Genomic DNA, 14,298 nt, shown 5'->3' with positions numbered 1-14,298 from the left:
TCTGGTCTCATTCCTTGTATTGCAAAGCTTGGCACGGCAATTACAATTATAAAATTACAAAATAAGTGATACTATTTGCATAAACATACAAGTAAAGGTCATGTATGCTGCCTCCTTCCTTATCGAAAGCCGACATTCATCTGCTGCACGTGTTTTCTGTCGTCGTTGAAGCACGCGGTTTCTCGGCAGCACAAGTTGTTTTGAACGTGTCCGCTTCGACGATTTCGCGCCAGATATCCGATCTCGAAACGCGTTTGGGTCTGAGACTGTGCCAGCGAGGACGCAAGGGGTTCCGCCTAACCGACAAAGGAGAAATCGTCTATACAGCCTCTCGCAAGCTTTTTGCAGCATTGGATTTGTTTAATGAAACCGTAGACGGGACGCGCGGGAAACTGGTCGGTCGGTTGACTATCGGAGCAATCGACAATTGGGTTTTCAATGACAACGCGCCTATCGTACCAGCTTTGTCAGAGTTTGCTCGTATTGCGCCAGATGTGGCCATCGAATTGCATTCAGTTGCGCCTGGCGATATCGAGATAGGGGTTCAGGACGGACATATCGCTTTAGGCATCGGAGTGTTCCACAATAAAAAACCGGGGTTGATATATGAGCCGCTGAAAACGGAACGAATTGGCCTGTATTGTGGACAAACCCATCCTTTGTTCAAAGCAGAAACGAAGGCCGCCGTTGATGAATTTCTTTCTCAGGCAAACTTTTGCAATCGTGCCTATTTGAACGAACAAAAAGTTGCGCCGGTTTCACGCGGCTTACGCTCTACAGCCAAAGCGCATCAGATCGAAGGCGTTGCCATGTTGGTGCTGACTGGTCGTTTCATCGGCTATCTTCCCGAAGGCTTGGCTGATATCTGGGTACGTCAGGGACGAATGCGCTCAGTCGGAAATGGTCGGTTCGATCAGAAGTCGCATATCACGCTCGTCCGCAAACGTGGTGACGAACCAAATCTGGTGGTTAAGACCTTCACAGAGCTACTTGTACGCGCATGTAAATCTGATCTGTCTTCAGATTCCTCTCTGTGGGCAAGGTCTGCTACTCTCCCTAATGGCTGATTGTCTTGCGCTCGCAGCGAATGACCGCTTTCCGCACGAACTCTCACGTGTACCGAACGGCCCGAACCGGCCATTGAACAAGTCTCATGTATTCTGCAGTGCAGCTGATCGATGCAGACCTTAGCTGCACCGGCATACCGCACTCCAAAATCATTCCATGTCATTCAAACCTGACCAGGAAGCCATAGGACGATAGCAGGGAAGGCAACGAGCATCGCGATGGTTGCAGCATCCGCCAGAAAGAAAGGCGTTACACCTTTAAAAACATCCTGAACGCTTAGGTCATCACGAACGCCGGCCACGACAAAGCAATTCAGCCCAATAGGTGGGGTGATCAGGCAAAACTCAGCCATTTTGACAACCAGAATGCCAAACCAGATGGCGCACATAGGCCCAGACATACCGAAGGTACTTTCGACTGCGCTTACGGTTTCGCCACCGTTCAACGCCATGACGGCGGGGTAAACTACCGGCAACGTCAGCAGCAGCATACCTATCGCGTCCATGAACATACCCAGTACAGCGTAAGCCAGAAGAATACAGATCAGGATCAGCATCGGAGACATCTCAAGCGAGGTAATCCAGTCGGAGAACGCACTTGGCAGTTCGGCGAACCCAAGAAAACGAACGTAGACCAAAACGCCCCAGATGATCGTGAAAATCATGACGCTCAGCTTGGCAGTTTCCAAAAGCGCGTCTTTGAGCTCGGACCAGCGCATGCCTTGATACAGCGCCATCAGGAACACCACAAATGCTCCAATTGCGCCGCCTTCGGTTGGCGTACCCCAAGCATCGCCGCCGAACGGGTTGTAGACAAAGAAGATGATGGTGACGACGACAATCACGATGGGCAATGCGGGCGGCAACGAGAGGAAACGTTCTTTCCATGTAAATCCGGTGACTGCGGGACCAAATCCTTTGATAACGACGGCCATGCCAATGATCAGCAAGCCATAAATTACCGCCGAGAACATGCCCGGGATGAACCCGGCCAACAGCAGTTTACCCACGTCCTGCTCGACAATAATCGCGTAGATGACCAGAATGGCCGAAGGCGGGATGAGCGAAGCGAGTGTACCGCCTGCAGCGACGACACCTGCAGCAAAACGCTTGTCGTATCCGATCTTCAGCATCTCGGGGATGGCGATACGGGCGAACACAGCGGAAGTCGCGACCGAGGCTCCGGATACCGCAGCAAACCCAGCGGTTGCGAAAACGGTCGAAACCGCCAGCCCACCGGGGACCCAAGCCAGCCAACGCTTTGCGGCTTCGAACAGTGCTTTGGTCAGGCCCGCGTAATAGGCGAGGTAGCCAATTAGGATGAAAGTCGGGATAAGGCTCAACGCTTGGCTTGAAATCTTGGAGTGCGGCACCTGCCCCGCTGTTTTGACGGCCACAGTCACAGCCTTGCCGAACCGCGCCGGGTCATAACCAAACTTGGCCCAGAAGATCCAGATTAGACCAACCATGCCAGCTGTCGCGGCGGCGAAGGCCACGCGCATCCCCAGCACCACAAGAACAAGCATACCGCCCGAGACGATCAGACCAATATCAATGGGTTCCATCAGATTTAACCTCAGTTATCGTGGCCCGAGACGTGCTCGGCTTCCATTGCAGCTTGAGTGGCTGCGTCAGCTATCAGCGGGACGGCAATAGGTGCTTGATCGGGGTGCCGGATCGCGCGCCCGTAGGCCCAGAGCTGCAAAGAAAGCCTTAGGCAAAGCACGCTAAAGGCAACGGGGGCCAACAGCTTTGCGGGCCACAGCGGGATACCTATGTCGATGGAGCTGTCGCGGCTCCAGAGTGGGGCACCAAAGTCAAAGCTGCGTGCGAAATGCGCCCAGCTCCCCCAGATCAGCAAGACGATCAGCGCCAGAATGACAGCGGTTGTAATGAACTCAACGATATAGAGCGTCCGGCCTCTAAGCGCTCCAACAACCATGTCCATTCGGATATGACCGCCATCACGCTGCGCATAGGAAATCCCCATGAAGGCGATTAACGGCATGGCCTGCTCGATCCAATCCACGTAGCCGGGAAGTGGCGCATTGGCGAAATTCCGACCACCAACGGAGACTACGGCCATGACCATCAGCGAGAAAACCGCAAGACCGCTGATCAGGGCCAGAAAGCTTTCCAGTTTGTAGAGGTGTTGATCGAGAATGCTGAGACGGCTGTCGTCAGACAGCACCAGGGATGACCCGGCCATCGTTTTGCTCCGCTGTCAGGGGGAAAGGCACCCGACGCCAGGTAGGCGACGCCGGGCAGTGAGTGGATTAGCTGCCGTTTGCGATCTTCCCAGTCACAAGGTCATAAAGCTCTTGTGCTGGCAGGCCACGCTCGGTGTTTTCTGCAATCCAGGCCTCGGCCGCGGGGGCGGCAGCGGCTTCTTTGAACGCTGCGATTTCTTCATCGCTGAAAGTGACCCGTTCGATGCCGCGTTGATCCAGTTCAGGGCCCCACGCTTCCATCGTTTTGGTCTGGTAGTGGCTCACGTAGTGATCCAGTGCCTCATCCACCGACCCCAGCAGAACTTCGCGGTGTTCGTCAGACAGATCTTCCAGTGCCAGCGTGTTCACCACGACAGGGCAGTTGACGGTGCCGGGATTGAGGTTCGTCGTCCACCACGTGCCATTCTCAATGGTGCCGAAGGACATATGCGCGTGAGGCGCAAAGCTGACCGCTTTGACGATGCCGCTGTCCATTGCCTGACGCACTTCGGATGCAGACATCGAGGTCGGAACTGCTCCAACCGTCTCCATCGCCTTGCCGATGCCACCTGTCGCCCGAACGCTCAGACCTTCAAAATCGGTTAGGGATTTGGGTGCTTCACCGACACCAACAAGGTTGTACTGCGGCAGCGGAGACGGCATCAGCAGAGTCGCGTCCCAGCGGGCCAGATCTTCGACAACGGCCGGATGTTGATAAACGGCCATCGACAGGTCGACTTCCTGTTCAAGGGATGTCACGCCCAAAAACGGCAGTTCCAAGACAGTGATCGAAGGGTTCTTATCGCGGTGATAGCCAGCGCAGAACTGCGCCATTTCAAACGCACCAATCGAAATCCCATCGAGGTTTTCTTTGTTCTTCGACAGGCCACCATAGCTGATGTTGAGCGTGAACTCACCGCCCGTCTTTTCGTTCACCAACTCCGCAAGTTTCTCGACGTGTTCGGTAAAGGCGCGACGCTTGCCCCACAGGGAAACGTTCCATTCGACAGCCAGTGCTTCGGATGCAACGGTCAGCGACAAAGCTGCAATGGCCGCCCGGTTAAGATGTTTGCGCATAGTGGCTCCTCCCAGATCACGCAATGTGTTTGGGCAGAGTATTCAGGATGTGCAGCAGCCTGCCTATGAAGGAAAATGCGCGAGGAATTTCTGTTTCCCTGCGGATATCCGCAGAGTGGTTTCGCTTACAACAGCGCCTCTTTATCGAGACCGAGTTTGACGATCTTTTCGTTGAGCGTCCGTCGGCCGATTCCAAGCGCTTCGGCGGCGGCATCCATGCGGCCTTTATGCGCCTTGATGGCTTTGCCGATGAGCTCGCGTTCAAAAGCAGCAACCGCTTCGCGTAGGGTATCCGGCACTTCGTCGAAGTGCTGATCGCTTTGGATGGCCTGCGCCACCGACCCTCCTCCGCGTCGGGCCGCCAAAATGCGCCGTTCGCAGACATGGCGCAATTCACGCACATTGCCGGGCCAGCTATGTGAAAGCAGAGCGGCCAAATCGTCCTGATCGAGTTCTGGCGCGTCTATCTCATAAACCTTTGCGTATTCGTTCAAGAAATGCGTTGCCAAAAGAACCAGATCATCCCGTCTTTGACGTAGCGGAGGTAGAGACAGGACGACAGTATTCAATCGAAACAAAAGGTCCTGACGCAAGCGGCCTTCGTCTGCTGCCAGTACAACGTCTTCGTTGGTTGCTGACACGACTCTGAAGCTTACCGGCACCGGTGACACAGCCCCCACCGGCAGCACCTGCTGATCTTCGATGACCCTTAGTAGCTTGGCCTGCGCCGCTGGTGGGCACGAGCAGATTTCGTCCAGAAACAAGGTCCCTCCCGACGCCGCCGCAAGCCTTCCGTCGGATTCACCCGCGATGCCGAACATTTCCGCTTCAAACGTATCGGCCGACAATGCAGCGCAATTCAGTGCCAGAAACGGTGCCTCCGGCGAGCGGCCCAAATCATGTAAAGCGTGAGCAACCAGCTCTTTCCCGGTGCCCGTATCTCCCTGCAACAAAACCGCAACCGATGTATCAGCAAGATCAAGTACTTCTTGTCGCAAGTCTGTAATGGCGTCTGTTTGGCCCAGCAGGATGCGGTCAAGGCCTGACAGTTTGAACAGCCGGTCTTTGAGGCGGGCATTGCTTCTCCGCATTCTGTTTTGTTCAGCTGCGTGCCTCAGGACCGTAAGCAATCGCCGTGGTTCATATGGCTTTTCGATGAACCCGTACGCCCCGTCCTGTATGGCCTGAACCGCCATCGGGATGTCACCATGTGCCGAAATCAATACCACCGGAGGCGCCACTTGTCTGTCCAGACTGGCCAGCAAATCAAGCCCCGACATACCCGGCATACGCACATCGGACAGAATGACATCGGGCGACGCGCTGGCCAGATACTCCATCACGTGGGTCGCGCGCGACAGGGCGCTAACAGTCCAGCCGGCGGCTTCGAGCAACTCGAGAAGAGACTGTCTCATTGATTTGTCATCATCGACGACCAGAACTTTAAAGGGTTGCCGCTGGGTCATTCGTTCGTTTCGTTAGTAATTGAGGCCATCGGGAAGGTGACACGAAAAACTGTTCCGCCGCCATCACGATTTCGGGCCGTCATCTTGCCATCGTGATCTTTGACAATGCTGGTGGAAATGGCCAGTCCCAAGCCCATGCCTCTCCCGCTCTCTCTTGTGGTTACAAATGGCTCTTGCAACTCAGCCAGCGTTGCCTCACCCAACCCGTGACCGTTGTCCTGAATTTCCAACACCGCTTCATCATAAGTAGCTATGACAGCGATATGGATTTCAGGTGCATCCGCTTCGTCCATCGCGTCAATCGCATTGCGCAAAAGATTAGTGATGACCTGTTCGATCCGCAGTGCACTGCCCCGGATAAAAACCGGACCGGTCGGCGCATCAACTGAGATTTTCACCTTGCCCTGCTCGATGTTTGGCGCAACCAGAGCCAACGCAGCATTGACCGAAGTGCATAAGTCTACGTCGTCGAACGCCTCGCTCTCTGAGCGCGCGAAGAACCGCAATTGGCGCGTGATCCCTTCCATCCTGTCGACCAGACTTCCAATTTTTTGGGGTAGCTTGGACTCACCGGAAGATGAAATCTCTTCTGCCACCAGGTGATTGCGCATCGCAGCGATGGGCTGGCCCAGTTCATGCGTGACCGACGCGGATAATTGCCCCAGAGCCGCCAATCGGCTTGCGCGCTCCAACTCGCCCTGAGTGCGTTGGAGGCTCCGCTCGGCTGTCTTGCGGTCGTCGATTTCGATAGCGAGCCTTTCATTTGCCTCGCGTAGCTTTGCTTCTTCCTCTTCGGACCGCACCAAGGCTGCGCTTACGCGCCTTGCGCGTTGTATCTGGAAAAAGATAAATGTAAGCCCCGCCAAAAGGACAAAAACTGCTGTTACAAGCCAACTGCGCGCAACGGCTTGATCGTCACTTGCAAAATAGTGAAGCGACCAGCCATCGGGTAAATCCGTAGCTGCAAGATGCAGGCGCTTCGTCCCCGCAATTCTGGCCTGATCTCCCGGCAACTCAATCCAGTCCAACGCATCTAAGTCTTGCCCCGGAAACTGCCTGGCATCTCGAATCCGTTCTTGCTGTAGTTCTGACAATGGCGTCAACGCGCGATATTGCCAGTTCGAGTTCGAAGAAAGCAGAACGACGCCGTCTTCATTGGCCAAAAGAACCTGTTCGCCCGAGTTTTTCCAACTATCCTGAAGATTGGAGAAATCGATCTTAATCGCTATGACGCCAGTTGAAGCGCCTTGGTCGTCAAGCACTGCGTTGGCGATGAAGTATCCTGGCAGACCAGTCGTTGCCCCGATGGCATAGAAGCGGCCCTGTTTACCAGAAATGGCAGTTTGGAAATACGGACGGAAAGCGTAGTTCTGGCCAACAAAGCTCCCAGTGTCGCGGTAGTTCGATGCGGAAATCGTGATCCCGTCTTCGTCCATCAAGTAGATCGCATCCAGCCCCGCCTGTTCCGCAAAATCCTCGAGGCGTCGGTTCAAAGTACCGGTACCGTCTCCTTCAGCTGTTCCAATTACAAAGGAATCCTGTGACAGCACATATGTGAGGTGGGAAAATCGTTCGAGTTCGCTGTTTACCGAGCTTTGGTAAAGAGAGAGCCGGCCCTGAGCTTTCGAAAGCTCCTCCGAAACGAAGTACTGGTAAGAAACCAAATAAAGGCCAATGCTGGCGGCAATGGCTATCAAAATACCTACAATATACGAAGCTGATCGCATCGAATGCCCATGAACTGCGACGGCATAGGATCACAGCAGGTATTAGCCGTCCATCCCAAGAGTACTAAACTAACATTTGGATGTTTAGGCCAAACAAGAATGACCGAGTAATTAGAGAACGCGAAGCAATGAACGAACATGCCGAAACAACTATTTGCATTCCGCAAGCAGATTCGGCCCAGAGCCGACATCCAACCCTTTGTTTCGATGCTGCGGTCGCAGCCCGCATTGCAGACTTTCGCCGCGAACGCAAAATCCCGTTCAAACCGAACTTACACAACGCGGGATAAACCGTCGTTCTCTGCCTGGTCGAATTGGCATGCAGTTGAACGAAGGATCTTGCCTTCGAGAGGCTTGATCACGCACCGCTGACATTCGCTTGGCGAAGCAAAAATCTCTGAATTTTACCGCTGGGTGTCTTCGGCAGTTCTTTGACGAATTCGATAAGCCGAGGATAGGCGTGAGCAGAAAGGCGCTGTTTGACATAGTCCTTCAACTCCGCGGCCAACGCATCATTACCTTCTGTGCCATCCGCCAGTACGACTACCGCTTTCACTATTTCGGTCCGTTCCTTGTCAGGAACGCCTACGACCGCCGTTTCCGTTACAGAGGGATGTTCGATCAGAGCGCTTTCAACGTCAAACGGTCCGATGCGATAACCCGAAGAGGTGATAACGTCGTCGTTCCGACCAACGAACGTTATACATCCGTGTTCATCCCGCTCCACTGTGTCCCCAGTAAGGTAGTATCCGTTCTCGATCGATTTGGTGCCCATGTTTAGGTAGCCGCTAAAGAACAAGAGAGGTGAATCCGCAATGTTGACGGCCAATTGACCTGGCTCATTGAAGTCGGCGATGCTGCCGTCCTCAGCCAGAACCTCAACCCTGTATCCTGGCATCACATAGCCAGCCGATCCCGGGCGTACCGGATGTTCGAGCCCGTGATGATTATTCACCAGCATACCCGTTTCCGTCTGCCCATAATGATCCTTAATCGGCGCATTCAGTTCGGTCTCGAACCAACGGATGACTTCGGGGTTCAGTGGCTCGCCTGCGCTGCTGATGCAACGGATCTGATCGCGCAACTGTGACGCGCGCTCGGTTCCCGCGGCGATGATTAGTCGAAACGCAGTAGGCGCGCCTGCAAAGTTAGTCACGCCCAATTTCGAAATCACGTCATATGTACTGTCCACTGTGAAAGGCCCTTCGACCAGAGTGGTTGCATGTCCCAATAGTAGCGGGCCGATCAATGCATAGTAGAGTCCATAGGCCCAGCCTGGATCGGCTATATTCCAGAAAACATCCTCATGTTGCAGGCCGATCCCTTCGACCATGTAAGATCGAAAGGCAGCCAGAGCCTTTAGGGGCACGGGCACTCCTTTGGCGGGACCTGTAGTTCCAGATGTCGCCATCATGAACATCAGATCATCGCCGTTCCGCAAAACAGGGACGAACTCAGGCGATTGCGCGGCCATCACCTGGCGGAAATCAATGTCTCCCGCAATAACCCCTTGTCTCGCTTCCACAATCGTCGCGACAGGCGGACAACTTTCCACTCCGTCGAGCTTGATGCGGTTCGCGGCGTCAGTCACAACCAACTTCGCGCCACTCATGGTCAAACGGTCCTGAATGGCCTTGGGCCCAAAGGCTGTAAACAAAGGCTGATAGGCCGCGCCAGCCAAGAGGGTGCCGAGAACAACTGTCACAAGATCCGGGGTGCGAGGTAACAGGCCTGCCACGATGTCACCGGGTTGGATGCCTTGTTCTTCCAGCAAGTTGGCGAAACGCGCAGCTTCTTCGCGCAACTCTGCAAAATTGCGCGTCTCATGGTGCCCATCCAATGCAACCCAGTTCAAAGCACGGGGATTGCCCTGCAAATGGGCGTCACAACATTCTACGCATGCATTTATCCCGTCGCTGAAGTTGCCAAAAAAGGAAGACTTTACCAGCTCCAGGTCAAATTTCTCCACCGTTTTGGAGTATTCTGGGGAAGTCTCAGTGTCAGAACTCGTTTCCATCAAAACGTATTCCTCCAAGTGCAGCCCTTAATTACCTTGCACTTAAACAGGTCGAATTTCCACGTTGGAAATTACGCGAACATCAGCGCAACGTGAGTGGTCCATTTGTCCCGAACCAAAGCTCGGTTTGTGTTACATAGCAACCATCGGGTGTTGCGCAGCATCTGCATAGTTTCGGCTTCAGTTTGCGACGCCAACGGCCCATTTCAGACATTCGAGTAAAGCATAATTTGAGATGACCGCTTCCGCCGAGTTGACCTCCGAGTATCGCGAAATATCGGACGGCTACGGCCCTTCGCAGATCAGCGGGAAGGCACCGACTTCTGGTATCGTGAGTGTGCCCACGGTGACGAAATCGTCACCTTCGACGGCTGTTATCAATCGAACCGAGGCAACGATCCGGCTATATTCAGGATCGGCGAAGTCGATGACAGTGTGCATATCGACATCGGCCCCCTGCGCCACGATGATTGGTATCGCACCATCAACTTCTGTTAAGCTCCAGTGTTTGCTGTCTGCGTGAATGGTCGCACTCACGACCGCGAGTCCAGGGACAGTTCCCAATCCGACAGCAACAACTGCGCCTGATCCATCAGGGGCTTCGCAATACAACTCAACAGTTGCGAATGCCGAGGTTGCCGAGAAGAAAGCAAACAGCGCCAGCGCAGAAGTCCTGATCATGAAGATTTCCCTTCGTTCGCAATCCGACCTAAAATACATTTTGGGTTCACTGTTCTCAACAAGCGTGTCTCAACACGGGTCAAAGACAAGGAAACACCGGCATCCACAGACCACTACGTTGCCCCAAATCATTGGCATCGAACGGCTAGAAGTTAATTGAATCCGTTAAGAGTTTGAGCATTGTAGCGGACATTCGACTTCAGCACAGCGACCGAAGCAATAATACCCCAGGCTGCGACGTGGCACGACCCAAAAGAGACGTTGGCCAAGGGCTGTGGTGTTGCAGTGCAGCTTCCCGAAAGCAGACATTTCCAGCTCACATCAAACCAACTTCACCTCGGATAGACCAGCTTATCTGCGTTTGCTGCGGCCCACTCGTGCATCGCGCGAAGCAACCCGTCACGCATGAAATACTTGTCGGAGAAGCTCTAGAGCGCGGCAGCCTATGCCACGGCTGGTGCAGATGGAATCTTTGTTCCGGGACTGACAAATGTTTTGGTGAGTGCTGAATTCACTTTACAAACCGACCGCCGGTCTAGATATACAGACCTACGGTCTGTATTGATGGATTCGGAAAGCCACTAAAGCCTGACCGCCCTCTCGCCTCGTGAGTACTAAAAAACAAAAACGCCGGTCGCTCCACGACACCCATTTCGTGGACGCATTAGCTGTACCTGAAATCGAAAGCTTGAAACATGCACTATGATTCCCACCGTGCCCCACGAAGTATTTTGGAGTTCTGCGCCCGTCAGTTGCGTCGAATTTGGCAACACTCAGGAGATGTTCGAAAAAGAAATGGCTCAGTAGGAAATCCCAACACTTTAACGCCATTGTCCGACCACATGCGCCGAGACGTTGGGTTGATTGAGCGAGGGTCGGATGATCGTTCGCATTGGTGGTCATATTGACGTGGTCAGCGATGGGATTGTGTATCTTCGCAACCTACAGGTTCAATTTTGCCTTTATCAACTCTGCGCATGCAATTGGCGAGGCATCTTCTGTATTCACCGATAAGTCATATTTCATCCCATCATGAACACGCTCGAATTGCCATCTGGAAAGCCCGAGCGTCCGGTCGCCTCGCTTTCGTTCCCGTGCCTCCAGCACGTCCAGCGAAGCAAACAAACCAACCATGTAAAAATCATACGGCTCCAGTAAGCTTTGATATTCAGCTACCGCGCTCGCAGACCCGGCTTCCGTGTTTCCAAACAACACCTCGTCAACAATCAAATTATTCCCGACGCGCGCCATTGCAGCAACTGAACGGCGCATTCCGGAAAGTGCGCGACTGGCTGTTGGCCCGACCCGCGCGAAGGTCACTGCTTTCCCGCCCACCACACGCTTTTCAAAACTCAATCCATCTGGATCACCAGCAAGCCGCTCTGGCAACATTGCCAGGAAGGCATCCATTTCGATGTGAAGGAACGGTAGTGTCGTAATGTTCTGAAGCGCTTTTGCGATAGAACTTTTACCAACGCTCCCTACTCCGTTTAGGAGAATTACTGTCGCCATAGGTCTCGTGACTGAATGATCGCTGCCAAGGTCCGTTATTTGGCTGTGGAAGGGGGTGAAGGCACAGTTTCCATCGTAACATCCACCGCTTCCGGCCATCCAAAATCTGTTGTCCCATCCGGCAGACCCAGAATTCGGTCGAGTGTTAGAAATTGCATATCGATCGCCGCCTGTAAATTGCGTGCGGCTTCATCTGCTATGTCAGTTCCCCGGGCGTCGATGGCGCGCAGCAATGCAAAATCAAAGAAGTTCATAAGGAAGAGTATAAGCTCTGCCGCCGTATCGACATCGGCGACAGTGAACGTTCCTTCGTCACAGCCCTTCTGGATGATTTTGGTCAGGACCGGCATGGCACCAGTTCTGACCCTGCGCTTGAATTGTTCGAGCAGGAACAGGTTTTTGTCCTGGTTCATGATCTTGAACATCTCGACCTGGCCTGGGTAGTCATGCTCGCGCAGGTAGTTTGCCCTTAGATGGGTGAAGTTATGCAACAGATCGAGTGCCGAAGATTTCTCGTCAGAGGCAACAACAGACATTTGCGCGAACACGCCTTCTGCCATGCCATCCAATACCCCGAACAAAAGCTCATCCTTGGATTTGAAGTGGTGATAAAAGCCACCTTTCGAAACACCGGCCAGATTCAGTACATCCTGAATGGTCGTATCTTCGAAACCTTTCGAAAAGAACAACATTTGCGCACACCCCAGTAACTGCGCGCGCCGCGCCTCTGGCTGCATATTCTTCCGCTTCGTAGGTTTCATACATTTTCCTCTTGCAAACCGACCGACGGTCTGCAATTACAGACCCGCGGTCGGTTTATATCCCGACTCATCTGGCAGGACAACGAAATTCACCTGCCGCCCCGAATTAAATGATGCGCTGATGCAGCCCAAGACCGCAAGCTACAACGCTTCGCGCGCCCAGTTGAGTTGTGTCTACTACACAGGATCGAATGCCATGAATGCTCTTGTCTGCAGGGATATTTCAATATCCGAGCTACGCCAAACATCTCGGCTGGCTGGTATCCGGGATTTGCTTGAACTTCTGGTCAGGCTTTCCCTGGACTGGGACGGAGCTAGGCGATCTTTGTCTCAAACAAGTCCGCAGACTTGGCTCGTAAATCCGTTCTCCCTCAATTGATCCAAACCTCTCAGGAGAGAAACATGTTGGACAATGTAAGAGCGCTTTCTACGGTTTACCGCGCAGCCAAAAGCATGACGGCAATCGCTTTGACAGAGTTGCCTGAGCCTGGGAATGTCGCGGAAACATTGCAATTGGTGAACGTGCCCGTGCCAAGACCTTCGCGCCACCAAGTCGCGATTCAGCTGTTCGCTTCATCACTGCATGTCGATGAAATTTATGCGGCTCAGGGTACCGCTCTTGGTCGTTTCTTCGGGCCTAAACGCGCTTCGGCAAATTCCCCCTACGTCATGGGGACTTTGGTGTCAGGGGTCGTTGTCGCAACTGGTCAGGACGCAACCCGGTTCAATGTTGGAGACGAAGTGATCGTCGTACCCAACGAGCTTGGCGATAGCGGGTCTTGGGCAACATACAGATGCGTTTCGCACGACTATCTGATGCTCAAACCCCCGGCCTTGTCTCATGTCGAGGCGGCAGCCGCGACACTATCGGGTTGTGTTGCGTGGGGTGCGATCAACACCGCACGCGTCGAAAAAGGTGACCATTGCCTCGTTGTTGGGGCATCGGGTGCCGTCGAATCCATGATGGTTCAGTTTCTCAAATCAAAGGGCGCAATCGTGACCGGGGTTTGCAGCGGCGCGAATGCCGATCTGGTGCGCACGTTGGGTGCAGATCACACGATCGACTACAACGTCACCAGTTTTGGTTCGCAGGGCAAAAACACCTACGACAGGGTCTTTGATCTGGTAGGCGGTCGGGACATCGAGGCCGCAGCGTACCGAATACTCAAACGCAAAGGCCGGTTCGTCACGATTGTTGGCCCCATACGCCACATTGGTGAACGCAAGTTATCCAGGGGCGAGTTTCTTCTGGGTGTCGGCCACGTTACTTGCCGCAGTATCGCAACACGGTTCCGCGGTCCTCGGTATCGTTTTTGTGCCTCCTTGCCACGGAACAACGCCTATGCAGCAATACTGAGCATCGCAAAGCACAACATACGCTCTCCAATTGAAGCCGAGATTCCATTCGATTTGCCGCAAATCCGGGCCGCAATCAGAACTCTGATGTCCCATCGGACAAGAGGTCGGATCGTCATCAACTTTGAGGCCGAAAAACAACCAGGCCAGGCTGCAATCGGTTTTAGACCTGAAGCGCAACTCAATCGGTCATTGTTCTGGCAAAACTCACAACCCAATCAAGATACGGTAATAATATGAAAAACCTCTGGAAATTTCCGGGATCGGGAAATCCTAATTCTTCGGAATCCCCTCGCAACGAAAGCACTCCAGCTCAATGCACAGCGAACTGTGTTTGGCCCGTGCGGTCAATAGTGGTCGCGTTTACCCTTGGTGTCGCGCTGAGCGGGTGTGCAGCAAACATGGCCGCAAAAGGCAGTGATGG

Annotated in this window: 11 protein-coding genes; 2 read left to right on the top strand and 9 right to left on the bottom strand. The window is 53.7% G+C overall.

Annotated features, from left to right (window positions below):
- Positions 1 to 104 precede the first annotated feature (104 nt).
- On the top strand, positions 105 to 1,067 hold the full coding sequence (locus tag ACR0B0_RS11420) for a LysR family transcriptional regulator (RefSeq protein ID WP_480647856.1): 963 nt from the start codon (positions 105 to 107) through the stop codon (positions 1,065 to 1,067).
- Positions 1,068 to 1,231: 164 nt separating this feature from the next.
- Here ACR0B0_RS11420 and ACR0B0_RS11415 read toward each other — a convergent pair whose 3' ends face one another.
- The 9 genes from ACR0B0_RS11415 to ACR0B0_RS11375 all read right to left on the bottom strand — a co-directional run bounded on the left by ACR0B0_RS11415 (position 1,232) and on the right by ACR0B0_RS11375 (position 12,518).
- On the bottom strand, positions 1,232 to 2,632 hold the full coding sequence (locus ACR0B0_RS11415) for a TRAP transporter large permease (RefSeq protein ID WP_170350193.1): 1,401 nt from the start codon (positions 2,630 to 2,632) through the stop codon (positions 1,232 to 1,234).
- A gap of 11 nt (positions 2,633 to 2,643) precedes the next feature.
- Positions 2,644 to 3,276 (bottom strand): TRAP transporter small permease subunit, encoded by a 633-nt coding sequence (locus ACR0B0_RS11410; protein ID WP_170350192.1) that lies wholly within the window; start codon positions 3,274 to 3,276, stop codon positions 2,644 to 2,646.
- Between the two features lie 67 nt (positions 3,277 to 3,343).
- Positions 3,344 to 4,354, bottom strand: coding sequence for a TRAP transporter substrate-binding protein DctP (gene dctP, locus ACR0B0_RS11405; protein WP_170350191.1), 1,011 nt, complete (start codon positions 4,352 to 4,354; stop codon positions 3,344 to 3,346).
- Between the two features lie 125 nt (positions 4,355 to 4,479).
- On the bottom strand, positions 4,480 to 5,820 hold the full coding sequence (locus ACR0B0_RS11400; RefSeq protein WP_170350190.1) for a sigma-54-dependent transcriptional regulator: 1,341 nt from the start codon (positions 5,818 to 5,820) through the stop codon (positions 4,480 to 4,482).
- Positions 5,817 to 7,547 carry a sensor histidine kinase gene (locus ACR0B0_RS11395; RefSeq protein ID WP_480647854.1) on the bottom strand — a complete coding sequence of 577 codons (1,731 nt, stop codon included), beginning with the start codon at positions 7,545 to 7,547 and terminating at the stop codon, positions 5,817 to 5,819. The genes ACR0B0_RS11400 and ACR0B0_RS11395 overlap by 4 nt, the downstream gene beginning before the upstream one ends.
- Before the next feature lie 358 nt (positions 7,548 to 7,905).
- Positions 7,906 to 9,423, bottom strand: coding sequence for an AMP-binding protein (locus ACR0B0_RS11390; protein WP_480647852.1), 1,518 nt, complete (start codon positions 9,421 to 9,423; stop codon positions 7,906 to 7,908).
- Positions 9,424 to 9,849: 426 nt separating this feature from the next.
- Positions 9,850 to 10,245: a hypothetical protein gene (locus tag ACR0B0_RS11385; RefSeq protein ID WP_170350186.1), complete on the bottom strand. Its 396-nt coding sequence runs from the start codon at positions 10,243 to 10,245 to the stop codon at positions 9,850 to 9,852.
- A 942-nt stretch (positions 10,246 to 11,187) separates the two neighbouring features.
- On the bottom strand, positions 11,188 to 11,757 hold the full coding sequence (locus tag ACR0B0_RS11380) for a chloramphenicol phosphotransferase CPT family protein (protein WP_480647850.1): 570 nt from the start codon (positions 11,755 to 11,757) through the stop codon (positions 11,188 to 11,190).
- Between the two features lie 35 nt (positions 11,758 to 11,792).
- Complete coding sequence (locus ACR0B0_RS11375) at positions 11,793 to 12,518, bottom strand: TetR/AcrR family transcriptional regulator (protein ID WP_480647848.1); 726 nt, start codon at positions 12,516 to 12,518, stop codon at positions 11,793 to 11,795.
- A gap of 402 nt (positions 12,519 to 12,920) precedes the next feature.
- Between ACR0B0_RS11375 and ACR0B0_RS11370 the strand changes: the two genes are divergently transcribed.
- The gene (locus ACR0B0_RS11370) at positions 12,921 to 14,114 is read left to right on the top strand and encodes an NAD(P)-dependent alcohol dehydrogenase (protein WP_480647846.1); all 1,194 of its coding nucleotides are present in this window, start codon (positions 12,921 to 12,923) and stop codon (positions 14,112 to 14,114) included.
- Positions 14,115 to 14,298: the final 184 nt, after the last annotated feature.

The sequence above is a fragment of the Ruegeria sp. BA12 genome (assembly GCF_056539625.1).
The sequence above is the reverse complement of the archived record's forward strand: the minus strand, read 5'-3'. Positions and strand labels throughout refer to the sequence as shown.